This window comes from Pseudomonas sp. VE 267-6A, assembly GCF_024126555.1.
Classification (GTDB): Bacteria; Pseudomonadota; Gammaproteobacteria; order Pseudomonadales; family Pseudomonadaceae; genus Aquipseudomonas; species Aquipseudomonas palmensis.
This window is the reverse complement of sequence record NZ_JAMYBY010000023.1, coordinates 69,104-92,707: the sequence shown is the minus strand read 5'-3', so window position 1 is coordinate 92,707 and position 23,604 is coordinate 69,104. Positions and strand designations below refer to the sequence as shown.

Genomic DNA, 23,604 nt, shown 5'->3' with positions numbered 1-23,604 from the left:
CCTGACCTGTAGGAGCCGGCTTTGCCGGCGAAGGGAGCGACGCAGGGTGCATTGATGTACCAGCCCCTTCGCCGGCAAGGCCGGCTCCTACACAGGATTGTGTTGTATTCCAGAGGACACATGTTTCCATGCCACACGTACCCCAGATCAGAATCCCCGCCACCTACATCCGTGGCGGCACCAGCAAAGGCGTGTTCTTCAACCTCGAAGACCTGCCCGAAGCCGCCCAGCTCCCCGGCGCCGCGCGCGATGCGCTGCTGCTGCGGGTTATCGGCAGCCCCGACCCCTACGGCAAGCAGATCGACGGCATGGGCGGGGCCACCTCCAGCACCAGCAAGACGGTCATCCTGTCGCGTAGCATCAAGCCCGGGCACGACGTCGACTACCTGTTCGGCCAGGTCGCCATCGACAAGGCCTTCGTCGACTGGAGCGGCAACTGCGGCAACCTCTCGGCGGCAGTCGGCTCGTTCGCCATCAGCGCCGGCCTGGTCGACGCCAGTCGCATCCCGCGCAATGGTGTGGCTGTGGTGCGCATCTGGCAGGCCAACATCGGCAAGACCATCATCGCCCACGTACCGATCACCGAAGGCGAAGTGCAGGAAACCGGCGACTTCGAACTCGACGGCGTGACCTTTCCGGCCGCCGAGGTGCAGCTCGAATTCCTCGACCCGGCCGCCGACGAAGACGGCGCGGGCGGCTCGATGTTCCCCACCGGCAACCTGGTCGACGACCTGGTGGTGCCCGGTGTCGGCACCTTCAAGGCAACCCTGATCAACGCCGGCATCCCGACCATCTTCATCGACGCCCAGGCCCTGGGCTACACCGGCACCGAGCTGCAGGACGCAATCAACGGCGACCCCGAGGCCCTGGCGCGTTTCGAAACCATCCGTGCCCACGGCGCCGTGCACATGGGCCTGATCGAGCACGTCGAGCAGGCCGCGCAGCGCCAGCACACGCCCAAGGTGGCGTTCGTGGCAGCGCCGGCCGACTACCAGTCCTCCAGCGGCAAGACCGTGGCAGCGAGCGATATCGACCTGCTGGTGCGTGCGTTGTCGATGGGCAAGCTGCACCACGCCATGATGGGTACGGCAGCGGTGGCCATCGGCACCGCGGCGGCCATCCCCGGCACCCTGGTCAACCTTGCTGCCGGTGGCGGCGAGCGCAGCGCCGTGCGCTTCGGTCACCCCTCGGGCACCTTGCGCGTGGGCGCCGAGGCGCGCCAGGTGAATGGCGACTGGACCGTTACCAAAGCAATCATGAGCCGCAGCGCTCGCGTGCTGATGGAGGGTTGGGTACGCGTACCTGGCGATACCTTCTAGAGGCAGCGGTGCTCGGCTCTCCTTTCACCCCATGTGAACAGAGAGACGACAATGAGTGCCAATGTTGACCTGAACGACCGCCCCGACTACGACCGGGTCCTGCAGGACATTGCCGACTATGTCCTGCACTTCAGGGCCGAGCCGGGGGAGGCGCTGGACACGGCGCGCAACTGTCTGATGGACACCCTGGGTTGCGGCCTGCTGGCGCTGCGCTTTCCCGAGTGCACCAAGCACCTGGGGCCGCTGGTGGAGGGTACCGTGGTGCCCCATGGCGCGCGGGTGCCCGGCACCGCGTACCGCCTCGACCCGGTCAAGGCGGCCTGGGACATCGGCTGCATCGTGCGCTGGCTGGACTACAACGATACCTGGCTGGCCGCAGAATGGGGTCATCCCTCCGACAACCTCGGCGGCATCCTCGCGGTGGCCGACCACCTCTCGCAAAAGCGCGTGGCCAACGGCGACGCGCCGCTGACCCTGCACACGGTGCTCGAGGCCATGATCATGGCCCACGAGATCCAGGGCGTGCTCGCGCTGGAAAACGCTTTCAACCGGGTGGGCCTGGACCACGTGCTGCTGGTCAAGGTCGCATCCACGGCGGTGTGCGCCCGGCTCATGGGCGCCAATCGCGAGCAGTTGCTGGCGGCCCTGTCCCAGGCCTTTGTCGATGGCCAGGCGCTGCGCACCTACCGCCATGCCCCCAATGCCGGCTCGCGCAAGTCGTGGGCGGCCGGTGATGCGTCGAGTCGCGGGGTGCGCCTGGCGGACATCGCCCTGCGCGGCGAGATGGGCATCCCCGGCGTGCTCACCGCGCCGCAGTGGGGCTTCTATGACGTGCTGTTCAGCCATACCAACAAGGACCTGGCGCTCAAGCCCGAGGGCAGGCGCGAGTTCAGCCTGTCGCAGCCGTTCGGCAGCTACGTGATGGAGAACATACTGTTCAAGATCAGCTTCCCGGCCGAGTTCCATGCGCAGACCGCCTGCGAGGCGGCGGTGACCCTGCATCCACAGGTGCGCAATCGCCTGCATGAAATCGAGCGCATCGTGATCACCACCCATGAGTCGGCGATTCGCATCATTTCCAAGGTCGGCACGCTGGCCAACGCAGCGGACCGGGACCACTGCCTGCAGTACATGACGGCGGTGCCGCTGATCTTCGGCAACCTGGTGGCCGAGCATTACGAAGATGATTTCCATGCGGCGCACCCGACCATCGACCGCTTGCGCGAGAAGATGGTGATCGTCGAAGACCCGCGTTTCAGTCGCGAGTACCTGGAGGCCGACAAGCGCTCGATCGCCAACGCGGTGCAGGTGTTCTTCACCGACGGCTCGAGCACCGAGCAGGTGGTGGTGGAGTATCCCATCGGGCACCGGCGCCGACGCGCCCAGGGCATCCCGCTGCTGGAGGACAAGTTCAAGGCCAACCTGGCGACGCGGTTTACTGCGCAGCGTTCGGCCGAAATTCTTGCGCTGTGCAAGGATCAGGCGAGGCTTGAGGCGACGGCGGTGCATCGGTTCATGGATCTGTTCGTGATCTGAGGGGCGAAGCTTTTCAGAAGGCAACAAAAAGCCCCGCCAATTGGCGGGGCTTCTTTTCACGCTAAGTCAGCTTACGCTTGAACGACCGGGATATTGGCGTTCGCAGCGGCTTCACGGAACTCGGCGATCTGGTCGAAGCTCAGGTAGCGGTAGATGTCTGCAGCCATGCTGTCGATATTCGCCGCGTACTCCATGTACTCCTCGACGGTTGGCAGCTTGCCCAGGATCGAGGCAACGGCAGCCAGTTCGGCGGAGGCCAGGAACACGTTGGCACCATCGCCCAGACGGTTCGGGAAGTTACGGGTCGACGTCGACACAACGGTCGAGTTCGGCTCTACACGTGCCTGGTTACCCATGCACAGCGAGCAGCCCGGCATTTCCATGCGCGCGCCAGCCTTGCCGTAGATGCCGTAGTAGCCTTCCTCGGTCAGCTGGTGAGCGTCCATCTTGGTCGGCGGCGACAGCCACAGACGGGTTGGCAACTGACCCTTGACCTTGTCCAGCAGCTTGCCGGCAGCGCGGAAGTGACCGATGTTGGTCATGCACGAACCGATGAACACTTCGTCGATCTTCTGGCCCTGGACGCTGGACAGCAGGCGAGCGTCGTCCGGGTCGTTAGGAGCGCAGAGAACCGGCTCCTTGATATCGGCCAGGTCGATCTCGATGACTTCGGCGTACTCGGCATCGGCGTCGGCCGACAGCAGCTCGGGCTTGGCCAGCCAGGCTTCCATCGCCTGTGCACGGCGCTCCATGGTGCGCGCATCGCCGTAGCCTTCGCTGATCATCCAGCGCAGCAGGGTGATGTTCGACTTCAGGTACTCGGCAATGGCTTTTTCAGGCAGCTTGATGGTGCAACCGGCAGCCGAACGTTCGGCCGAGGCGTCGGACAGTTCGAATGCCTGTTCCACGGTCAGGTCGTCCAGGCCTTCGATTTCCAGGATGCGGCCGGAGAAGGCGTTGATCTTGCCCTTCTTCTCGACGGTCAGCAGGCCTTTCTGGATGCCGTAGTAAGGGATGGCGTGAACCAGGTCACGCAGGGTGATGCCTGGGTTCAGCTTGCCCTTGAAGCGCACCAGTACCGACTCCGGCATGTCCAGTGGCATCACGCCAGTGGCAGCGGCGAAGGCGACCAGGCCGGAACCGGCCGGGAACGAGATGCCGATCGGGAAGCGGGTGTGCGAGTCACCACCGGTACCGACGGTGTCCGGCAGCAGCATGCGGTTCAGCCAGCTGTGGATGATGCCGTCGCCTGGACGCAGGGACACGCCGCCACGGGTGCGGATGAAATCCGGCAGGGTGTGGTGGGTGGTCACGTCGATCGGCTTCGGATAGGCCGCGGTGTGGCAGAACGACTGCATGACCAGGTCGGCCGAGAAGCCCAGGCACGCCAGGTCTTTCAGTTCGTCACGGGTCATCGGACCGGTGGTGTCCTGGGAGCCGACGGTGGTCATCTTCGGTTCGCAGTAGGTGCCAGGACGAACGCCCTTGCCCACTGGCAGGCCGCAGGCCTTGCCGACCATCTTCTGGGCCAGGGTGTAGCCCTTGCCGGTGTCGACAGGTGCTTCAGGCAGCTTGAACAGGTCGGTCGGGCCCAGGCCCAGCTCGGCGCGCGCCTTCTCGGTCAGGCCACGGCCGACGATCAGCGGGATACGACCACCGGCGCGGACTTCGTCCAGCAGCACGGGGGTTTTCATCTCGAAGGTGGTGATGACTTCGTCGGTACCGTGCTTGCACACCTTGCCGGCGTGCGGGTACAGGTCGATCACGTCGCCCATGTGGATGTTCGACACGTCGAATTCGATCGGCAGGGCGCCGGCGTCTTCCATGGTGTTGTAGAAGATCGGGGCGATCTTGGAGCCGAAGCAGAAACCGCCAGCGCGCTTGTTCGGCACGTAAGGGATGTCGTCGCCGAAGAACCACAGCACCGAGTTGGTCGCCGATTTACGCGAGGAACCGGTACCGACCACGTCACCGACGTAGGCGATCGGGAAGCCTTCGTTGCGCATCTGCTCGATCTGCTTCATCGGGCCGATGGCGCCTTGCACGTCCGGCACGATGCCGTCGCGGGCCATTTTCAGCATGGCCAGGGCGTGCAGCGGGATGTCAGGGCGCGACCAGGCGTCCGGGGCAGGGGACAGGTCGTCGGTGTTGGTTTCGCCGGTGACCTTGAAGACGCGCAGGCTGATCTTGTCGGCCAGGGTCGGACGCTTCTTGAACCACTCGCCGTCAGCCCAGGACTGCAGTACCGCCTTGGCGTGAACGTTGCCGTTCTTGGCTTTTTCGGCCACGTCGTGGAAGGCGTCGAACATCAGCAGGGTGTGCTTGAGCTGTTCGGCGGCAACGGCGGCCAGTTCGGCGTCGTCCAGCAGCTCGACCAGGGTGGCGATGTTGTAGCCGCCCTGCATGGTGCCCAGCAGTTCAACGGCGCGCTGCTTGCTGATCAGCGGGGAGGTGGCTTCGCCCTTGGCGACCGCCGACAGGAAACCGGCCTTGACGTAGGCGGCTTCGTCCACTCCTGGTGGTACGCGGTTGGTGATCAGGTCGACGAGGACGGCTTCTTCGCCAGCGGGGGGATTCTTCAGCAGCTCGACCAGGCCTGCGGTTTGTTCGGCGTTAAGCGGCTGGGGCACGATACCCTGGGCGGCACGCTCTTCGATGTGTTTGCGGTAGGCTTCAAGCACAGTTATTACCCTCATCAGTGGTCCCAAATGGGTGTCCGGGACGCTCATCCAGAATGGCCGGCACCCATGCGCAATACGGCTTTTTGAGCCGCGTAGCCAGGGTTGCAGGACATCCTTACAGAAGCTGCTTTCAAAGTTTTACGCCTGTAGAACGGAGGCTGATGAGGGCTGGCGCGGTGCATTCGATGTTCGAATACCCCGAGCCAACGCCGTTCTACCGGATCAACTGTGCTCGTGACGCTTTGAAAACAGCTTCTAACGGACATTGCTGCCTTAAAAAGGCCGGGTGATTCTACGGTAAAAACGCGCCAAAGGTAAGGCGATTGCAACGACTTTACGGCGTGACCCCCGTTAGACAAAGGGCTAACATGGCCGTCTGTTCCATCGCCATGCCGTTGAATCTTTCATGTCCAATCAGTCAATAAAAACGCCTTGTGTCGGCCTGTGTTCCACGGTTTACGGGGACCTGGTGTGTCGCGGGTGCAAGCGTTTTCACCATGAGGTGATCCACTGGAACGGCTACAACGACGATGAAAAGCGTGCGGTGTGGCTGCGCCTGGAACACCTGCTGGTGCAGGTGATGGCGGCCAAGCTGGAGGTGTTCGACGCCGACAAGCTGCGCGGCCAGCTGGAGCTGCGCAAGATTCGATTCGTGCCGCATCAGTCCGAGTATTGCTGGGCTTATCAGCTGATTGCGCGGGGCGCGCGGGTGATCCGCGAGCTGGAAGCGTACGGGATGGTGCTGCTGCCGGAGTTTCGCGACTGGGAGCTGCCCGAGCTGCGCGATGCCATCGATCGGGAATTCTTTCTGTTGTCCGAGGCGCACTATCAACGCTACATCGCGCCGGGCTTTCTCAAGGATGCGCTGGGTTAAGCGGTGTTCCCATCGCAGGTCACGCCCGCGCCCACTGGATCACCGCTTACCCTGTGGGCGCGGGCTTGACCCGCGATGGGGTCTTCAGCCTCTGGCCAGCTCGTCCAGGTGCTTCACCTGGTCCTCGGTCTTGAGCACCAGCACATCGCATTCCAGCGAATCGAGCACCACCTCGGCGGTGTTGCCGATCAGCGCACCGGTGATCCCGCTACGCCCCACCGTACCCATCACCGTCACCACGGCTTCGTACTTTTTAGCCGTGTGCGGAATCAGCACGTCCGCCGGGCCTTCGGCCACATGCAGGCGATCGTCGGCGATATCGAATTCGGCCTGGAACGCAGCGCATTCGTCGCGGTACTTCTTCTCGATGGTGTCCTTGAGCTGGTACACCGGGTCCGCCGCCGAGAGCATGGGCGAGGGGTGGGCGCTGATCACGTGCAGGTTGCCCTTGGCCACGCTGGCAATGGCATAGCCGTGGTCGATGATGCTGGCGTGCAGCTTGCGATGCTCCTGATCGTCGTTGCCCACGTCCACCGCCGCCAGAATCACGCCACCGGTCCAGGGGCGCTCGGTCTTGACCATCAGCACCGCGCACGGGCACTGGCGCAGCAGTTTCCAGTCCGAAGGCGTCAGCAGGAACTTCTTCAGCGCGTTTTCCGGCCGGTGTTCCTTGATTACCAGCTCACAGCCTTCGGCTTTCTGCACGTCGATGATCGACTCGTGCAGGGTGTCGTGCCAGGCCTGCTCATAGGTGACATTGTCGTAGCCATCGTCGTGCAACTGGCTGGCGAGCAGGCTGAGCAGGGCACTGTGGTCCTGCTTCTTGTCGCACATCAGCAGGTGCAGGCGTGCCTTGGTGACGCCGGCGATCAGCTTGGCGCGGGTCAGGGCCTTGCTGTGGGCGTGGTCGGGGTCGAGCACCACCAGGATGCTGCGAACTTCTAAAAGCATGAGGGAGAACTCCTTCGACAATGGCATGCGATGCCTGACTATAGTCGGCGCCCCGGATGCGGTGGATGTTGATATGCATCAAGCATAGTCACTGGTGATCGCCACTGCCGCCGGTATAATCGCCGGTCTTGTCGACACCCCATGCCCGTTTGTGAGCCTATGTCCCTTATTCCCGAAATCGAAGCCTTCCTCGCCTGCCGCACCCCGGATGCCTGGGTCGATGCCGCCCTGGCCGACCAGGAGACGATGCTGATCGACCACAAGAACTGCGAGTTCAAGGCCGCCAGCACGGCGCTGAGCCTGATTGCCAAGTACAACACGCATGTCGACCTGATCAACATGATGTCGCGCCTGGCCCGCGAGGAGCTGGTGCATCACGAGCAGGTGCTGCGCCTGATGAAGAAGCGCAAGGTGGCCTTGCGCCCATTGTCGGCAGGGCGCTATGCCTCGGGGCTGCGAAAGGTGGTGCGCGCGCACGAGCCGGTGAAGCTGGTGGACACGCTGGTGGTCGGCGCGTTCATCGAGGCGCGCAGCTGCGAGCGCTTTGCTGCGGTGGTGCCGCACCTGGACGAGGAACTGGGCAAGTTCTACCACGGGCTGCTCAAGAGCGAGGCGCGCCATTACCAGGGGTACCTGAAGCTGGCGTATCAGTATGGCGAGGCGGCGGATGTGGAGCGCACCGTGGAGCGGGTGCGCGAGGTGGAAGCCGAACTGATCACCACGCCGGACGTGGAGTTTCGCTTCCATAGCGGCGTGCCGGCCTGAAGCATCGCGGGCCAAGCCCGCGCCCACAGGCTGATGACCCCATCCTGTGGCAGCGGGCTCGACCCGCGATACGGGCGCCGCAATACCTCCTTTTGTCGACCAAATAGAAAGCAAGCTAATTAATGCTTGGCCATTCGCTGCCTGAGCAGTAATATCTGCGGCATCCACTGCCTAAGCAGGTATCTCCCTTCATGCAGCACTTCACCCCCGAAAACTTCCAGTCCTGCACCATCGGCATGCTCCTGGGGCGCGCCGCACTGGTGAAGGACCGCATTCTGGACAGCCACCTGCAGGACTTCGGCGTCACCGCCGCGCAGTTCAAGGTGCTGATCATCGTGTCCCAGTACGGGGTCGATACCCCCGCCGAACTGTGCCGTTTCCTCAGCCTGGACAGCGGGTCGATGACGCGCATGCTCGATCGTCTGGAGCAGAAGGGCCTGATCGCCCGCAGCCGCTGCCCGCAGGACCGGCGCCAGGTACGCCTGGAGCTCACCGCCGATGGCGATGTGCTGGCCGGCCAGTTGCCCCAGATCGGTGCCTCGGCGATGAACGAGCTGGTTGGCGTGCTGGCCCCGGACGAGCTCAAGACCCTGGAAAAAATTCTGACCAAGGTGCTGCTGGCGGCCGGCGATGCCGTCACCGCTCTGCGCGTGGAGGCCCAATGAAACCACGAGCCCTGCGTGCCGGTGCAAGCCTGCTGGTGTTTGCCCTGAGCCTGGCCGGTTGCGCCAACTACAGTGGCCTCGATACCCAGGGCCGGCGCCTCGGCGCCGCCGACCTGCAGGCAGGCAAGACCCTCGGCGGTGTTGCCCTGTCGCCTGCGGCCTGGCCCAAGGGCGACTGGTGGACCCGCCTTGGCGACCCGCAACTGAACAGCCTGATCGGCGAGGCCTTGCGCGACAGCCCCGACATGCAGGTTGCCAGCGCCCGTGCCCATCAGGCCAGCGCCGCAGCCTACGCTGCCGACGCCGAGCGCATGCCCACGCTGGATGCCAGCGCTGGGGTCAGCCGCTCGCGCCTGGCCCGTGACCAGGACCCGACGGGGCAGGGCGGCAGCTACTCCACCCTGCGCAGCCTGAGCGCGACCTTCAACTACACCTTCGATCTCTGGGGTGGGCAACGCGATGCCTGGGAAGCCGCCCTGGGCCAGGCCCGTGCCGCCGAGGTGGACCGCCAGGCCGCACAACTGACCCTGGCCGCCGACGTTGCCCGTGCCTACAGCCAGCTGGGCCAGGCGCACATCGTCAACGACCTGACCCAGGAAGACCTCAAGCGTACCCGCCAGATGCTCGAACTCAGCCAGCGCCGGTTGGCCTCGGGTATCGACAGCCAGTACCAGCTGCAGCAGACCGAAAGCCTGGAGGCCAGCTCCCAGGAGCAGGCCATCAATGCCCAGAAGCAGCTGCGCAGCGCGCAGATCGCGCTGGCGGTGCTGCTGGGCAAGGGCCCCGACCGTGGCCAGCAGATCGCCCGCCCCAATGTGCTCAAGCCTGCTGCGGTGGCGCTGCCCTCGGTGCTGCCGGCCGAGTTGCTGGGCCGGCGTCCGGACCTGGTGGCCGCGCGCTGGCGGGTCGAGGCGGCGAGCAAGTCGATCGATGCGAGCAAGACACGCTTCTACCCCAACCTCAACCTGAGCGCCGCCGCCGGCACCCAGGCACTGCTGGGCGATGCGATCTTCGGCGCGCCGAGCCGCTTCTTCAACATCGCCCCGACCGTGTCGCTGCCGATTTTCGACGGCGGGCGCCTGCGCGCCGACCTCGATGCCCGTGATGCCGACTACGACCTGGCCGTGGCGCAATACAACAAGAGCCTGGTGCGTGCACTGGGCGAGGTCAGCGACAGCATCGACCAGTTGCATGCACTGGGCCAGCAGATTGCAGCCAAGCAACGTGCCACCGACATCGCCCAGCAGTCCTACGACACCGTGATGCAGCGCTATGGCTCCGGCATCGGCAACTACCTGGATGTGCTGAGCATCGAACAGCAGCTGCTGCAGTCGCAGCGTCAGCTGGCCGAACTGAACGCCGAACAGATCGACCTGTCGATCCAGTTGATGCAGGCGCTGGGGGGCGGCTACCAGGCCGACACCCAGGCCGCCGCATTGCCCTCGACTTCCCGCAATCAATAAAACGCCAAGGTATTTCTCATGGCCACTGCATCCTCCCCGGACACTGCCCCTACCGAGCAGGACCTCAACAATCAGCGCAAGCGCAAGACGCTGCTGCTCGGGCTGCTGGTGCTCGTACTCGTGCTTGGCGCCGGTGTGTGGGCCTGGCACGAGCTCTACGGGCGCTGGAGCGAAAACACCGACGACGCCTATGTGAACGGCAACGTGGTGGAAATCACCCCGCTGGTCACCGGCACCGTCACCAGCATCGGCGCCGACGATGGCGACCTGGTGCACGCCGGCCAGGTGCTGATCCAGTTCGACCCGAGCGACACCGAGGTCGGCCTGCAGAGCGCCGAGGCCAAGCTGGCCCGCGCCGTGCGCCAGGTGCGTGGGCTTTACAGCAACGTCGACGGGCAGAAGGCCCAGGTGGCGGCGCGCAAGGCCGAGCTGCAGAAGGCCCAGGAAAACTACAACCGACGCAAGACCCTGGCCGCCGGCGGGGCGATCTCGCAGGAGGAGCTGTCCCACGCCCGTGACGACCTGGCATCGGCACAAAGCGCGCTGAGCAATGCCCAGCAGCAGCTCAACACCACCACCGCGCTGGTCGACGACACCGTGGTCTCCTCGCACCCCGAAGTGCAGGCTGCCGCCGCCGACCTGCGCCAGGCCTACCTGGACAATGCCCGCACCACCCTGGTGGCGCCGGTCACCGGCTATGTGGCCAAGCGCACGGTGCAACTGGGCCAGCGCCTGCAGCCGGGCACCGCGACCATGGCGGTGATTCCGCTGGATCAGCTGTGGATCGACGCCAACTTCAAGGAAACCCAGCTGCGCAACATGCGTATCGGTCAGCCGGTGGACATCGTTGCCGACCTGTACGGCAGCGACGTGAAGTACAGCGGCACCATCGACAGCCTGGGCGCCGGTACCGGCAGCGCCTTCGCCCTGCTGCCGGCGCAGAACGCCACCGGCAACTGGATCAAGATCGTCCAGCGCGTGCCAGTGCGGATCCACATCAACCCCGAGCAACTGGCCGAACACCCGCTGCGGATCGGCCTGTCGACCCAGGTCGACGTCGACCTGCACGACCAGAGCGGCCCGGTGCTGGCGCAACAGCCGCCGCAGAAGGCCTCGTTCGCCACCCAGGTGTACGACCGCCAGCTGGTGGAGGCCGATACCCTGATCGCGCGCCTGATCCATGACAACAGCGCCGCCAGCGGCAAGACTGCGCAGCGATGAGCGGGCAGGCTTCGTTCACCCCGCCAAGCCTGCTGCTGACCACCATCGGCCTGTCGCTGGCGACGTTCATGCAGGTGCTCGACACCACCATCGCCAACGTCGCCCTGCCTACCATCTCCGGCAACCTGGGGGTGAGTTCGGAGCAGGGCACCTGGGTCATCACCTCGTTCGCGGTGAGCAACGCGATAGCCTTGCCGCTGACCGGCTGGCTGAGCCGGCGCTTCGGCGAGGTGAAGCTGTTCATCTGGGCCACGCTGCTGTTCGTGCTGGCGTCGTTCCTGTGCGGTATCTCGCAATCGATGCCCGAGCTGGTCGGCTTTCGCGTGTTGCAGGGCGTGGTGGCCGGGCCGTTGTACCCCATGACCCAGACCCTGCTGATTGCGGTGTACCCCCCGGCTAAGCGGGGTATGGCCCTGGCGCTGCTGGCGATGGTCACGGTGGTGGCGCCGATTGCCGGGCCGATACTCGGTGGCTGGATCACCGACAGCTACAGCTGGCCGTGGATCTTCTTCATCAACGTGCCGATCGGCCTGTTCGCTGCCGCCGTGGTGCGTCAGCAGATGCGTACCCGGCCGGTGAGCACCAGCCGCCAGCCGATGGACTACATCGGGCTGTTGAGCCTGATCGTCGGGGTGGGGGCATTGCAGATCGTGCTCGACAAGGGCAATGACCTGGACTGGTTCGAGTCCAGTTTCATCGTCATCGGCAGCCTGATTTCGGTGGTGTTCCTGGCGGTGTTCATCATCTGGGAACTGACCGACAAGCACCCGGTGGTGAACCTGCGCCTGTTCGCCCACCGCAACTTTCGCATCGGCACCATTGTGCTGGTGGGCGGGTATGCGGGGTTCTTCGGCATCAACCTGATCCTGCCGCAATGGCTGCAGACCCAGATGGGCTACACCGCCACCTGGGCGGGGCTGGCGGTGGCGCCGATCGGCCTGCTGCCGGTGCTGATGTCGCCGTTCGTGGGCAAGTACGCGCACAAGTTCGACCTGCGCGTGCTGGCGGGGCTGGCGTTCGTGGCAATCGGTGCCAGCTGCTTCATGCGGGCAGGGTTCACCAACGAAGTGGACTTCCAGCACATCGCCCTGGTGCAGCTGTTCATGGGTATCGGCGTGGCGCTGTTCTTCATGCCCACCTTGAGCATCCTGCTTTCGGACCTGCCGCCGCAGCAGATCGCCGACGGCTCGGGGCTGGCGACCTTCCTGCGGACCCTTGGCGGCAGCTTTGCCGCGTCGCTGACCACCTGGATCTGGATTCGCCGGGCCGACCAGCACCATGCGTACCTGAGCGAAAGCATCAGTACCTATGAGCCGGCCACCCGTGACATGCTCGGCCACCTGGGCGGGGCGAACGGGCAGTCGTATGCGCAGCTGGAGCAGATGCTCAACAGCCAGGCGTACATGATGTCGACGGTGGATTACTTCACGTTGATGGGCTGGGTGTTCGTCGGGCTGGTGCTGCTGGTGTGGCTGGCCAAGCCGCCGTTCGCGGCCAAGGCCGGGCCGGCATCGGCGGGGCACTGAGGCACAGCGTCAGCGCGCTGCGCTGACATCGCGGGTCAAGCCCGCTCCCACAGGTACATCAATGATCATCAGAGCAATGATCTACCTGTGGGAGCGGGCTTGACCCGCGATAGGGCCCGCACGGCCTTCAGGCAAAGTCGAAGGGTGCCAGCTGGAACCCTTGTTCATCCACCTGCAGCGCCCACCCCTGGCGATCCCAGTCGCCCAGCACGATACGCCGCGCCGGCGCATCGCCCACCATCAGCTTGTGGATCGCCGGGCGATGGGTGTGCCCATGCACCAGGGTGCGCACGCCATGCTGCTGCATCACCCGCGGTACCTCCTCGGGCGTCACATCGACAATGTCATTGGCCTTCATGCGCGTCTGCGCGCGGCTTTCGCTGCGCAGCTTGCGCGCAAGCTTGTGCCGCGTGCGCAACGGCAGGTGGCGCAGCACCCACAGGCTCACGGGGTTGCGCAGGTAACGGCGCAGCTTCATGTAGCCTTCGTCACGGGTGCACAGGCTGTCGCCATGCATCAGCAGCACCGGCTCGCCGCCCAGCTCGACCACGCTGGGGTCGGGTAGCAGGGTGGCGCCTGCGGCCTTGCAGAACGCCTGGCCGATGAGGAAGTCGCGGTTGCCGTGCATCAGGAACACCTGGGTGCCTGTGTCGCTCAGCGCACGCAGGGCCTGGCAGATCGACGCCTGGTAGGGCGTCATGGCATCGTCGCCGATCCAGGCCTCGAAAAAGTCCCCGAGAATGTACAGCGCTTGCGCGCTGCGGGCACGGGTGGCCAGCAGATCAAGAAACGCCCGGGTAATGTCCGGGCGTTCTTCTTGCAGGTGCAGATCGGAGATCAGCAGTATCACCCAATGATCTCGGCTTTCTCGATGATCACGTCTTCGGCTGGCACGTCCTGGTGGCCGGCTTTGGAACCGGTGGCAACGGCCTTGATCTTGTCGACCACGTCGGTGCCTTCGGTGACTTTGCCGAACACTGCGTAACCCCAGCCCTGCACGTTCTTGCCGCTGTGGTTGAGGAAGCTGTTGTCGGCGACGTTGATGAAGAACTGCGCCGAGGCCGAATGCGGCTCCATGGTACGGGCCATGGCGATGGTGTACTTGTCGTTGCTCAGGCCGTTGTCGGCTTCGTTCTGGATGCTCGGGCGCTTGTCTTTCTTCTCTTTCATGCCCGGCTCGAAACCGCCGCCCTGGATCATGAAGTTGCCGATGACGCGGTGGAACACGGTGTTCTCGTAGTGACCGGCTTTGACGTACTCGATGAAGTTTGCCACGGTGATCGGGGCTTTCTCGGCGTTCAGCTCGATGACGATGTCACCGTGATTGGTGGTCAGTTTGACTTGGGTCATGCTCAAATTCTCGCTTTTCAGGCATTCAAGAAATGGGTGCGCAGGATCGCGTAGTAACCCTGACGCACAGTTTACAGGCCACGATACGCACGTCACGGCAGTTTTTTTGCCCGGCCAGCCGAATATAGCGCCAGTTTGTCGGCGCTGCCCTGTCGGCAGCTCGGGCGCTTGGGCTATGATAAGCGCTTTGATTCAGTCGGCCTACCCGGGCCGTGTACCGGTATTTCAAGGATCCTATGAGCAAGCCCACCGCTGACAACGCTCCCAACGCCGCTGCCAAAGGCGCGCCCGCCGTCCCTGTGAACTTCCTGCGTCCGATCGTGCAGGCCGACCTGGATTCGGGCAAGCACACCAGCATCGTCACCCGTTTCCCGCCGGAGCCCAACGGCTACCTGCACATTGGTCACGCCAAGTCGATCTGCGTGAACTTCGGCCTGGCCCAGGAATTCGGCGGTGCCTGTCACCTGCGCTTCGATGACACCAACCCGGCCAAAGAGGACCAGGAGTACATCGACGCCATCCAGCGTGACGTCAAGTGGCTGGGCTTCGAGTGGACCGGCCCGGTGCGCTATGCCTCCCAGTACTTCGAGCAGTTGCACGCGTGGGCGGTCGACCTGATCAAGTCGGGCAATGCCTATGTGTGCGACCTGACCCCGGAGCAGGCCCGCGAGTACCGCGGCAACCTGACCGAGCCGGGCAAGAACAGCCCGTTCCGCGAGCGCAGCGTCGAGGAAAACCTCGACCTGTTCGCGCGCATGAAGGCCGGCGAGTTCCAGGATGGCGAGCGCGTGCTGCGCGCCAAGATCGACATGGCCTCGCCGAACATGAACCTGCGCGACCCGATCCTGTACCGCATCCGCCATGCCCATCATCACCAGACCGGCGACACCTGGTGCATCTACCCGATCTACGACTTCACCCATGGCCAGTCGGACGCCATCGAGGGCATCACCCACTCGATCTGCACCCTGGAGTTCGAAAGCCATCGTCCGTTGTACGAGTGGTTCCTCGACCACCTGCCGGTGCCGTGCAAGCCGCGCCAGTACGAGTTCAGCCGCCTGAACCTGAACTACACCATCACCAGCAAGCGCAAGCTCAAGCAACTGGTGGACGAGCAGCACGTACAGGGCTGGGACGACCCGCGCATGTCCACGCTGTCGGGCTTCCGCCGTCGTGGCTACACCCCGGCGTCTATCCGCAATTTCTGCGAGATGGTCGGCACCAACCGTTCCGACGGCGTGGTCGACATGTCGATGCTCGAATTCAGCATCCGTGACGACCTGGACCGCACCGCGCCACGGGCCATGTGCGTACTGCGCCCGCTGAAGGTAGTCATCACCAACTACCCCGAAGGCCAGGTCGAGCAGCTCGAACTGCCGCGTCACCCCAAGGAAGACATGGGCGTGCGTGCACTGCCGTTCGCCCGCGAGATCTACATCGACCGCGACGACTTCATGGAAGAGCCGCCCAAGGGCTACAAGCGCCTGGAGCCGGCCGGTGAAGTGCGCCTGCGTGGCAGCTACGTGATCCGCGCCGACGAGGCGATCAAGGATGCCGAGGGCAACATCGTCGAGCTGCGCTGCTCGTACGACCCCGACACCCTGGGCAAGAACCCCGAGGGCCGCAAGGTCAAGGGTGTGATCCACTGGGTGCCGGCCGCGGCCAGCGTCGAGTGCGAAGTGCGTCTGTATGACCGCCTGTTCCGTTCGGCCAACCCCGAGAAGACCGACGACGGCGGCAGCTTCCTTGACAACATCAATCCCGATTCGCTGCAGGTGCTGAGCGGTTGTCGTGCGGAACCTTCGCTGGGCCAGGCCCAGCCCGAAGACCGCTTCCAGTTCGAGCGCGAAGGCTACTTCTGCGTCGACCTGAAAGACTCCACGCCGGGTAAGCCGGTGTTCAACCGCACCGTGACCCTGCGCGATTCGTGGGGCAGCTAAGGAACTCTACGTGCTAAGCATCTACAACACCCTGAGCAAGACCAAGGAAGTTTTCGTTCCGCTCGATGGCAACAAGGTTCGCATTTACGTGTGCGGCATGACCGTGTACGACTTCTGCCACCTGGGCCATGGGCGCAGCATGGTCGCGTTCGACCTGGTCACGCGCTGGCTGCGCTACAGCGGCTACGACCTGACCTATGTGCGCAACATCACCGACATCGACGACAAGATCATCAACCGCGCCAACCAGAACGGCGAATCGTTCGAAGCGCTGACCGCGCGCATGATCGACGCGATGCACGAGGACGAGCGCCGTCTGAACATCCTGCCGCCGGACCAGGAGCCGCGTGCCACCGACCACATCGCCGGCATGCACGCGATGATCCAGACCCTGATCGACAAGGGTTATGCCTACGCGCCGGGCAATGGCGACGTGTACTACCGCGTCGGCAAGTTCGTCGGCTACGGCAAGCTGTCGCGCAAGAAGATCGAAGACCTGCGCATCGGTGCCCGCATCGAGGTCGACGAGGCCAAGCAGGACCCGCTCGACTTCGTGCTGTGGAAGGGCGTCAAGCCCGGCGAGCCGAGCTGGGAATCGCCGTGGGGCCCGGGCCGTCCGGGCTGGCACATCGAGTGCTCGGTGATGTCGACCTGCTGCCTGGGCGAGAGCTTCGACATTCATGGTGGCGGCAACGACCTGGAGTTCCCGCACCACGAGAACGAGATTGCCCAGAGCGAGGCGGCCACCGGCAAGCAGTACGCCAAGGCGTGGATGCATTGCGGCATGATCCGTATCAATGGCGAGAAGATGTCCAAGTCGTTGAACAACTTCTTCACCATTCGCGACGTGCTCGACAAGTATCACCCGGAGGTGGTGCGCTACCTGCTGGTGTCGAGCCACTACCGCAGCTCGATCAACTACTCCGAGGACAGCCTGCGCGAAGCCAAGGGCGCGCTGGAACGCTTCTACCATGCGCTGCGCGGCTTGCCGCGCGTGGCCGCGCAAGGTGGCGAGGCGTATGTCGAGCGTTTTGCCGCGGCCATGAACGACGACTTCGGCACGCCTGAAGCCTGTGCGGTGCTGTTCGACCTGGTGCGCGAGATCAACCGCGTGCGCGAGGCCGAGCCTGAGGTGGCCGCTGGCCTGGCGGGCCGTTTGCGCGAGCTGGCCGAGCTGCTGGGCGTGTTGCAGCTGGAGGCCGACGACTTCCTGCAGGCGGGCGCCGAAGGCAAGGTCGATGCGGCTGAAGTGGAGGCGTTGATCCAGGCGCGTCTGCAGGCACGTACCGACAAGAACTGGGCCGAATCGGACCGCATCCGCGACCAGCTGACCGCCATGGGCGTGGTGCTGGAAGACGGCAAGGGCACGACGACCTGGCGCCTGGCTGACTGATCGCGCTGCCCTCATCGCGGGTCGAGCCCGCTCCCACAGGTTGATCACTGTGCTCTAGATCAGTGATCAACCTGTGGGAGCGGGCTCGACCCGCGATGAGGCCCTAACTGGCCACCTTCGGCCGACACTGCAACACCAGCCGCGCCCCGCCCAATTCGCTGTCTCCTACCTCCAGCTCAAACCCATGCAGGTCGACGATCGCTGCAACGATCGAAAGCCCCAGCCCGAACCCGTTGTGCCGATGACCTTCCTCGCTGCGGTAGAACCGCTTGAGCACGGCCTCGCGCTCGTCCGCCGGAATCCCCGGCCCGCTGTCCTCCACCTCGATCAGCACGCCCTGGGCGTCTTCACGGGCTCGCATCCGCACCTGACCACCGGCCGGAGTGAACTTGATGGCATTGCCCAGCAGGTTGGCCAGGGCCTCGAACAGCAGCTCGCGGTCGCCCTTGAGCGCCGGCAACTGGTCGGGCAGCACCAGGGTCAGGCGAATTTCGCCGTCCTCGGCCAGCGGCAGGTAGAAGTCATGCAGCTCTACCAGCAGGGCACGCGGGTCCAGCTCGACGAAGCCGGCACGGCGCTGGCGGTCTTCCAGTTCGCTGATGCGCAGCAACCCGCGAAAACGCGCCATCAGGGTGTCGGTTTCGCTGATGGCCTGGTCCATCTGGTCGGCCTGGATCGAGTCGTCGCCGACCTGCTGGCGGATCCGGTACAGCTGGGCCCGCAGGCGCGTCAGCGGGGTGCGCAGGTCGTGGGCAATGTTGTCGCACACGCCTTTGACCTCATGCATCAGCCGCTCGATGCGGTCGAGCATGGCGTTGACGATGGCTGCCAGCATGTCCAGTTCGTCACGGCGCGACGACAGCGGCAGACGGTGGGTGAGGTCGCCGGCCACGATCAGCTCGGCACTGGCCTGGATCGCCCTTATGCGCTTGAGCGGGCGGCGACGCAGCAGGTACCAGCCGGCGATGCCGGGAATGATGGTCAGCGACAGCCCCCACAGCAACGCATGCAGAATGATCCGCGTGACCACGAACAGCGAACCGTTGTCGCGTACCAGCACCAGCCAGCGGCCATCGCGCACCTTGAGCGCCACGGCATCACAGCTGTCTTTTGGCATGCGCGGGTCGTCGGCGTCCAGGCAGCGGCTGAGCTCGTGGATCCTGCCATCCAGGCCCAGCTCGGGCGGGATCTGGCGGATCTGCCCGCCCAGTGGGTTGAACTGCGCGTCGAACAGCCCGTAGGCATCGAAGCTGCGTTCGTCGAAGGCCTGGCTGGCGATCAGGGCGTCGTCGAGCTGCTTGCCGCTCATGTGTGCGAACAGATGCTGGCGCTGCAACAGGGAATGGCGGGTGAGCTTGTTCAGGTAGCCGGACACCTCGAAGTACAGCACCCCCATGAGGATGCTGCTCCAGGCCACGAACAGAAAGCTGTACAGCGCCAGCAGGCGGCTGGTGGACGAACTCCAGCCCTTAGACGGGTTCGGCAATGGCATAGCCGGAGCCCCGCACGGTGCGAATCAGCGGGGTTTGCCCGGCGGCGTCGATCTTCTTGCGCAGACGCCCGATGTGTACGTCGATCAGGTTGGTGCCGGGGTCGAAGTGGTACCCCCAGACTTCCTCGAAGATCATCATGCGGGTGATGACCTGGCCGGCGTGGCGCATCAGGAATTCCAGCAGCTTGTACTCGGTGGGCAGCAGGTTGAGGGTCTGCTCGCCGCGCCGGGCCTCGTGGCTTATCAGGTCCAGCTCCAGGTCGGCGACCTGCAGGCGGGTCTGGGCCATCGGCACGCTGTTGCGGCGCAGCAGCACTTCCACGCGCGCCGCCATCTCGTCGGAGGCAAACGGCTTGGTCAGGTAGTCGTCACCACCGGCGCGCAGGCCGCGCACGCGTTCGTCGACATCGGAGAGGGCGCTGATCATCAGGATCGGCGTGGCGATCTTGAGGTTGCGCAGGGTGGTGACGATGGTCAGTCCGTCGACTTCGGGCAGCATGCGGTCGAGGGTGATCAGGTCGTAGCCGCCGGCGATTGCCTTGGCCAGGCCTTCACGACCGTTGTCGGCCCAGTCGACCTCAAGGCCGTGGCTGGAGAGTTCGGCGACGATTTCCTGGCCGGTGACGGCATCGTCTTCGATAGTCAGTACGCGGGGCATGCTTTTACCTGGGCGGCGTGTGGAGACTCGATTGTGCCAAAGAATAGGCGGTGCCCGGGTTAAAGAAAAATTCATCTTGAAAAAGGGCTGCTGCGCAGCCAGTCACGGGTCGAGCCCGCTCCCACAGGGTTACGATGAACCCGTGGGAGCGGGCTTGACCCGCGATGCATTCAGGCGACCTTGACGATCCAGCCCGCCGGCGCTTCGACGTCACCGCTCTGGATACCGGTCAGCTCGGCGTAGAGCTTCTGGGTCACCGGACCGACTTCGGTCTCGCTGTGGAACACGTGCAGCTTGCCGTTGTACTGGATGCCGCCGATCGGGGTGATCACCGCAGCGGTGCCGCAGGCACCGGCTTCGATGAAGCGGTCCAGCTGGTTGATCAGCACGTCGCCCTCGATCACCTTCAGGCCCAGGCGCGATTCGGCCAGTTGCATCAGCGACAGGCGGGTGATGCCCGGCAGCACCGAGGCGGATTTCGGGGTCACGAACTCGTTGTTGGCGGTGATGCCGAAGAAGTTGGCCGAACCCACTTCCTCGATCTTGCTGTGGGTCAGCGGGTCGAGGTAGATGCAGTCGGCAAAGCCGGCCTTCTTGGCCTCATAGCCTGGTTGCAGGCTGGCTGCGTAGTTGCCACCGACCTTGGCGGCGCCGGTGCCCTGGGGCGCGGCACGGTCGAAATCGGAGATCAGGAACTTGTGCGGGGTCATGCCGCCCTTGAAGTACGAGCCAACCGGGATGGCGAAGATCGAGAAGATGAACTCCGGCGCGGTGCGTACGCCGATGTTGTCACCCACGCCGATCACGAACGGACGCAGGTACAGGGCACCCTTGCCGTGCGGCGGTACGAAGCGTTCGTTGGCCTGGACCACCTGCTTGCAGGCCTCGATGAACTGTTCGGTCGGCACCCGCGGCATCAGCAGGCGATCGCAGCTGCGCTGCATGCGCAGGGCGTTCTGGTCGGGGCGGAACAGGTTGATCGAGCCATCCTTGCAGCGGTAGGCCTTCATGCCTTCGAAGCATTGCTGGCCGTAGTGCAGCGCGGTGGAGCCTTCGCTGATGTGCAGTACGTTGTCTTCGGTCAGGGTGCCCTTGTCCCACTCGCCATCACGGAAGTAGGAAAGGTAGCGCTTGTCGGTCTTGATGTAGTCAAAGCCCAGCTTGTCCCAGTTAATGCTCTCGTTACTCATGGCACCCTCGATCGGTTGGCAAATGCCTGTATGGTCAGGCCACGCATATTGCGCAAGCAGCCACGATAATACATCCCGTGCAGATCGGAAACGGGCAGATGCCGATTGCGCCGGTGCCCGGCCGCCAGCGCTTCAGGTCCGGCGTGACGAGCGTGAGTGGTCGCGCCGCCATGGGCTTGACCGACGCAGGGCTCGTGGAGCATTGTGCGTGACATGAATATCGACCTGTTGACCTCGACCCGCACCACCACGACCGCCATCGGCGGGCGATGGGTGGCTGTGTAAAGCGAACGCAGCAGGTCACCCAAGGCCCCGCCAGCAATGGACGGGGCCTTTTGGTTGGCGCGTCCGGCTGGCATCTTAAGGAGAGACACCATGCCCGTACGGCGCGCGTTACTGATTCTGGATATGCAGGTCGGCCTGTTCCATGGCCCCGAACAGCCCTGGCAGGGCGAGCGGATACTGGCCAACATCAACCGCCTGATCGGCACCGCACGGGCGGCCCGGGCGCCGATATTCGTCGCGCGCCACACCGGCCCGCAGGGTTCGCCGATCGAGGCCGGCAGCACACCCTGGCAACTGCTCCCGGCGCTGGAGGTAGACGAGCAACACGACCGTGTGTTCGACAAGTTCCGGCCCAGTGCCTTCTGGAACACGCCGCTGCGTGAGTGGCTGCAGCAGGCGGGCGTTGAAGAGCTGGTGGTGGTCGGCATGAAAACCCAGTACTGCGTCGATACCAATTGCCGCGTTGCTGCCGAGCTGGGCGTGCGCCCGGTACTGGTCAGCGACGCGCACACCTGCATGGATACCTCCGGCCTAGGCGCCGAGGCCATCGTCGCCCATCACAACCTCACCCTGGGCAGTGGCTTCGCCACCTTGTGCGTCACCGAAGCCGTGCAGTTCTGATTGCGGCATGCACAGCTGCCCCTGCAACTGCAGGTGTTGCAGGAACACCAGGTCATGGGACGCCACCAGCAGGGTCCCCTGATACTGGCAGAGCATCTGTTCCAGGGCCTGCAACGATGGCAGGTCGAGGTGGTTGCTGGGTTCGTCGAGCAACAGCAATTGCGCTGGCTGGTCGCTGTAGAGTACCGCGGCCAGCGCTGCCTTGAGCCGTTCGCCGCCACTGAGCAGGCCGCTGGGCAGGGTGATGCGGTCTGCATCCAGGCCCAGTTGTGCCAATCGGGTGCGCACGCTGCTCTGGTCGAGTTCACGGCACGCCTCGCGCACATGCTCCAGCACGCATACGCTCGGGTCGAGCAGGCTGCACTGCTGATCCAGGTACGCCACGCTGGCGCGGGTCTCGCATTCACCCTTGCGGGGCGGCAGTTGCCCGGCCAGCACCTTGAGCAACGTGGATTTGCCGCTGCCGTTGGCGCCGGTGAGGGCAAGGCGCTGGCCGACGTACAGCACCAGGTCGAGCGCGTGCGGATGCTCGATGTGGGGTAGCTCAAGGTCACGCAGCCAGGCGATCTGGCTGCCTGGCGGCAACTGACGTGCCGGCGCGTGCAGTACCACCGGCTGCTGTGGGTCCAGGCGTTGAGCGGCTTCACGCACCTGGGCGTCCATGGCCTGGCGCGTGGCCAGGTGGTTGCGCTGCTGCCTGCCTGCGGTGGCCTCGCTGCGTTGCTGTTGACGGTCGAGCAGGATCTTCGCCTGATTGCTGTGCCTGGCCTCGTGGCCGGCCCTGGCCTGGTGGCGTTCGAGGCGCTCGTGTTGACGCTGCAGGTCGCGGGCCTGGCGCTGGCGTTCGAGCTTCAGACGTTCGAGATTGCGCTCGGCCAGTTCGGTGTCGCGGGCCTTGCAAGCGGTGAATGCGCTGTAGTCGCCCCCGTAGCTGTGCAGGCCCGAGGGCGACAGCTCGACGATGCGCTGCATGCTGGCGAGCAGCGTGCGGTCGTGGCTGATGACCAGCAGCCCCTTGTTCCAGCGTTCGAGCATGATCATCAGGGCGGCGCGGCTGGGGGCGTCCAGGTGGTTGGTGGGCTCGTCGAGAATCAGGTAGTCGGCGTCGCCGAGAAACGCACCCAGCAGTGCCACGCGCATGGCCTGGCCGCCGCTCAGCGTTTCGGCGGGGCGATCCCAGCGCAGCATGCCGAGCTGCTCGCGGGCCAGGTGGCTGTGCAGTTGCTCGCGTATGTTCCAGCGTTCGCCGACAGTCTCGAAGTCGCTCGCGGCGGTACTGCCAGCCTCGATGCGTTGGAGGGCTTCGATCACCTGGCGTACCTGGGCCAGGTCGGCGACCGTGGTGCGGGAGGTGATCGGCTGTTGAGCGAGGTAGTGCACGCGACCCTGGCGCAGGCAGCGGCCATCGCTGGGCTCGAGCTGACCGGCCATCAGGCGTGCGAGTATGGATTTGCCCACGCCGTTGCGCCCCACCAGGCCGGTGCGGCGCTGGTCGAAACGTTCGGTGAGGTTGGAAAACAGCAGCCTGCCGTCTGGCAGTGCATAGGTGACGCTGTCCAGCGTCAGGGATGACGTGTTCGTCATGCGAACCTCCAAGGATGCCTGGTGCTTCCCCCGGTGAAGGGGCTGAAGACGGGCCGTCTGAAACGACGGTGGCATCAATGGCGCATTGGA

General features: G+C 64.6%; 19 protein-coding genes. 11 read left to right on the top strand and 8 right to left on the bottom strand.

Features of this window, described 5'->3' with window-relative positions; genetic code table 11:
* Window positions 1-128: 128 nt before the first annotated feature.
* A complete protein-coding gene (gene prpF / locus NJH59_RS22935; RefSeq protein WP_054915693.1) occupies window positions 129-1,319 on the top strand; it encodes a 2-methylaconitate cis-trans isomerase PrpF in 1,191 nt (396 codons plus the stop codon).
* A gap of 51 nt (window positions 1,320-1,370) precedes the next feature.
* Entirely contained in the window at window positions 1,371-2,855 is a 1,485-nt protein-coding gene (prpD, locus tag NJH59_RS22930; protein WP_043863071.1) for a 2-methylcitrate dehydratase, read from the top strand.
* 71 nt (window positions 2,856-2,926) lie between these two features.
* Here prpD and acnB read toward each other — a convergent pair whose 3' ends face one another.
* Window positions 2,927-5,536, bottom strand: a complete 2,610-nt coding sequence (acnB, locus tag NJH59_RS22925) for a bifunctional aconitate hydratase 2/2-methylisocitrate dehydratase (RefSeq protein ID WP_054915695.1) — start codon at window positions 5,534-5,536, stop codon at window positions 2,927-2,929.
* A 406-nt stretch (window positions 5,537-5,942) separates the two neighbouring features.
* Here acnB and NJH59_RS22920 point away from each other — a divergent pair, with 406 nt between their 5' ends.
* Window positions 5,943-6,410, top strand: coding sequence for a DUF1289 domain-containing protein (locus tag NJH59_RS22920; protein WP_043863069.1), 468 nt, complete (start codon window positions 5,943-5,945; stop codon window positions 6,408-6,410).
* An 84-nt stretch (window positions 6,411-6,494) separates the two neighbouring features.
* On the opposite strand, the gene NJH59_RS22915 is transcribed toward NJH59_RS22920, so the two are convergent.
* Window positions 6,495-7,361, bottom strand: a complete 867-nt coding sequence (locus NJH59_RS22915) for a universal stress protein (protein ID WP_043863068.1) — start codon at window positions 7,359-7,361, stop codon at window positions 6,495-6,497.
* A 159-nt stretch (window positions 7,362-7,520) separates the two neighbouring features.
* Between NJH59_RS22915 and NJH59_RS22910 the strand changes: the two genes are divergently transcribed.
* The 5 genes from NJH59_RS22910 to NJH59_RS22890 all read left to right on the top strand — a co-directional run bounded on the left by NJH59_RS22910 (window position 7,521) and on the right by NJH59_RS22890 (window position 13,001).
* Window positions 7,521-8,126, top strand: a complete 606-nt coding sequence (locus tag NJH59_RS22910; protein ID WP_043863067.1) for a tRNA isopentenyl-2-thiomethyl-A-37 hydroxylase MiaE — start codon at window positions 7,521-7,523, stop codon at window positions 8,124-8,126.
* Between the two features lie 191 nt (window positions 8,127-8,317).
* Window positions 8,318-8,791, top strand: coding sequence for a MarR family transcriptional regulator (locus NJH59_RS22905; RefSeq protein ID WP_043863066.1), 474 nt, complete (start codon window positions 8,318-8,320; stop codon window positions 8,789-8,791).
* Entirely contained in the window at window positions 8,788-10,254 is a 1,467-nt protein-coding gene (locus NJH59_RS22900; RefSeq protein WP_213607268.1) for an efflux transporter outer membrane subunit, read from the top strand. The genes NJH59_RS22905 and NJH59_RS22900 overlap by 4 nt, the downstream gene beginning before the upstream one ends.
* Before the next feature lie 18 nt (window positions 10,255-10,272).
* Window positions 10,273-11,475: an HlyD family efflux transporter periplasmic adaptor subunit gene (locus NJH59_RS22895; RefSeq protein ID WP_043863064.1), complete on the top strand. Its 1,203-nt coding sequence runs from the start codon at window positions 10,273-10,275 to the stop codon at window positions 11,473-11,475.
* Entirely contained in the window at window positions 11,472-13,001 is a 1,530-nt protein-coding gene (locus NJH59_RS22890; RefSeq protein ID WP_043863063.1) for a DHA2 family efflux MFS transporter permease subunit, read from the top strand. Before NJH59_RS22895 ends, NJH59_RS22890 begins: the two co-directional genes overlap by 4 nt.
* 127 nt (window positions 13,002-13,128) lie before the next feature.
* On the opposite strand, the gene lpxH is transcribed toward NJH59_RS22890, so the two are convergent.
* Complete coding sequence (gene lpxH, locus NJH59_RS22885; RefSeq protein ID WP_043863062.1) at window positions 13,129-13,851, bottom strand: UDP-2,3-diacylglucosamine diphosphatase; 723 nt, start codon at window positions 13,849-13,851, stop codon at window positions 13,129-13,131.
* The gene (locus NJH59_RS22880) at window positions 13,848-14,351 is read right to left on the bottom strand and encodes a peptidylprolyl isomerase (RefSeq protein ID WP_043863061.1); all 504 of its coding nucleotides are present in this window, start codon (window positions 14,349-14,351) and stop codon (window positions 13,848-13,850) included. The genes lpxH and NJH59_RS22880 overlap by 4 nt, the downstream gene beginning before the upstream one ends.
* Window positions 14,352-14,587: 236 nt before the next feature.
* Between NJH59_RS22880 and NJH59_RS22875 the strand changes: the two genes are divergently transcribed.
* Both NJH59_RS22875 and cysS read left to right on the top strand, forming a co-directional pair.
* Window positions 14,588-16,291 carry a glutamine--tRNA ligase/YqeY domain fusion protein gene (locus NJH59_RS22875; protein WP_043863060.1) on the top strand — a complete coding sequence of 568 codons (1,704 nt, stop codon included), beginning with the start codon at window positions 14,588-14,590 and terminating at the stop codon, window positions 16,289-16,291.
* A gap of 10 nt (window positions 16,292-16,301) precedes the next feature.
* On the top strand, window positions 16,302-17,684 hold the full coding sequence (gene cysS, locus NJH59_RS22870; protein ID WP_253087351.1) for a cysteine--tRNA ligase: 1,383 nt from the start codon (window positions 16,302-16,304) through the stop codon (window positions 17,682-17,684).
* Window positions 17,685-17,787: 103 nt separating this feature from the next.
* Here cysS and NJH59_RS22865 read toward each other — a convergent pair whose 3' ends face one another.
* The 3 genes from NJH59_RS22865 to NJH59_RS22855 form a co-directional block, all read right to left on the bottom strand.
* Window positions 17,788-19,176 carry a HAMP domain-containing sensor histidine kinase gene (locus NJH59_RS22865; RefSeq protein ID WP_054915700.1) on the bottom strand — a complete coding sequence of 463 codons (1,389 nt, stop codon included), beginning with the start codon at window positions 19,174-19,176 and terminating at the stop codon, window positions 17,788-17,790.
* Window positions 19,154-19,834: a response regulator transcription factor gene (locus tag NJH59_RS22860; protein WP_043863057.1), complete on the bottom strand. Its 681-nt coding sequence runs from the start codon at window positions 19,832-19,834 to the stop codon at window positions 19,154-19,156. The genes NJH59_RS22865 and NJH59_RS22860 overlap by 23 nt, the downstream gene beginning before the upstream one ends.
* Before the next feature lie 170 nt (window positions 19,835-20,004).
* Window positions 20,005-21,024: a branched-chain amino acid aminotransferase gene (locus NJH59_RS22855; protein ID WP_043863056.1), complete on the bottom strand. Its 1,020-nt coding sequence runs from the start codon at window positions 21,022-21,024 to the stop codon at window positions 20,005-20,007.
* Between the two features lie 375 nt (window positions 21,025-21,399).
* On the opposite strand from NJH59_RS22855, the gene NJH59_RS22850 reads away from it, so the two are divergent.
* The gene (locus tag NJH59_RS22850; protein ID WP_253087350.1) at window positions 21,400-21,930 is read left to right on the top strand and encodes a cysteine hydrolase family protein; all 531 of its coding nucleotides are present in this window, start codon (window positions 21,400-21,402) and stop codon (window positions 21,928-21,930) included.
* On the opposite strand, the gene NJH59_RS22845 is transcribed toward NJH59_RS22850, so the two are convergent.
* Window positions 21,841-23,514 (bottom strand): ABC-F family ATP-binding cassette domain-containing protein, encoded by a 1,674-nt coding sequence (locus tag NJH59_RS22845; RefSeq protein WP_253087349.1) that lies wholly within the window; start codon window positions 23,512-23,514, stop codon window positions 21,841-21,843. The two genes, NJH59_RS22850 and NJH59_RS22845, sit on opposite strands and share 90 nt — an antisense overlap.
* Window positions 23,515-23,604: the final 90 nt, after the last annotated feature.

Coding starts and splice junctions, on each gene's coding strand:
- prpF (WP_054915693.1), top strand. CDS start 129: ATGCCACACGTACCCCAGATCAGAATCCCCGCCACCTACATCCGTGGC.
- prpD (WP_043863071.1), top strand. CDS start 1,371: ATGAGTGCCAATGTTGACCTGAACGACCGCCCCGACTACGACCGGGTC.
- NJH59_RS22920 (WP_043863069.1), top strand. CDS start 5,943: ATGTCCAATCAGTCAATAAAAACGCCTTGTGTCGGCCTGTGTTCCACG.
- NJH59_RS22915 (WP_043863068.1), bottom strand. CDS start 7,361: ATGCTTTTAGAAGTTCGCAGCATCCTGGTGGTGCTCGACCCCGACCAC.
- NJH59_RS22910 (WP_043863067.1), top strand. CDS start 7,521: ATGTCCCTTATTCCCGAAATCGAAGCCTTCCTCGCCTGCCGCACCCCG.
- NJH59_RS22905 (WP_043863066.1), top strand. CDS start 8,318: ATGCAGCACTTCACCCCCGAAAACTTCCAGTCCTGCACCATCGGCATG.
- NJH59_RS22900 (WP_213607268.1), top strand. CDS start 8,788: ATGAAACCACGAGCCCTGCGTGCCGGTGCAAGCCTGCTGGTGTTTGCC.
- NJH59_RS22895 (WP_043863064.1), top strand. CDS start 10,273: ATGGCCACTGCATCCTCCCCGGACACTGCCCCTACCGAGCAGGACCTC.
- NJH59_RS22890 (WP_043863063.1), top strand. CDS start 11,472: ATGAGCGGGCAGGCTTCGTTCACCCCGCCAAGCCTGCTGCTGACCACC.
- NJH59_RS22880 (WP_043863061.1), bottom strand. CDS start 14,351: ATGACCCAAGTCAAACTGACCACCAATCACGGTGACATCGTCATCGAG.
- NJH59_RS22875 (WP_043863060.1), top strand. CDS start 14,588: ATGAGCAAGCCCACCGCTGACAACGCTCCCAACGCCGCTGCCAAAGGC.
- NJH59_RS22865 (WP_054915700.1), bottom strand. CDS start 19,176: ATGCCATTGCCGAACCCGTCTAAGGGCTGGAGTTCGTCCACCAGCCGC.
- NJH59_RS22860 (WP_043863057.1), bottom strand. CDS start 19,834: ATGCCCCGCGTACTGACTATCGAAGACGATGCCGTCACCGGCCAGGAA.
- NJH59_RS22855 (WP_043863056.1), bottom strand. CDS start 21,024: ATGAGTAACGAGAGCATTAACTGGGACAAGCTGGGCTTTGACTACATC.
- NJH59_RS22850 (WP_253087350.1), top strand. CDS start 21,400: ATGCCCGTACGGCGCGCGTTACTGATTCTGGATATGCAGGTCGGCCTG.
- NJH59_RS22845 (WP_253087349.1), bottom strand. CDS start 23,514: ATGACGAACACGTCATCCCTGACGCTGGACAGCGTCACCTATGCACTG.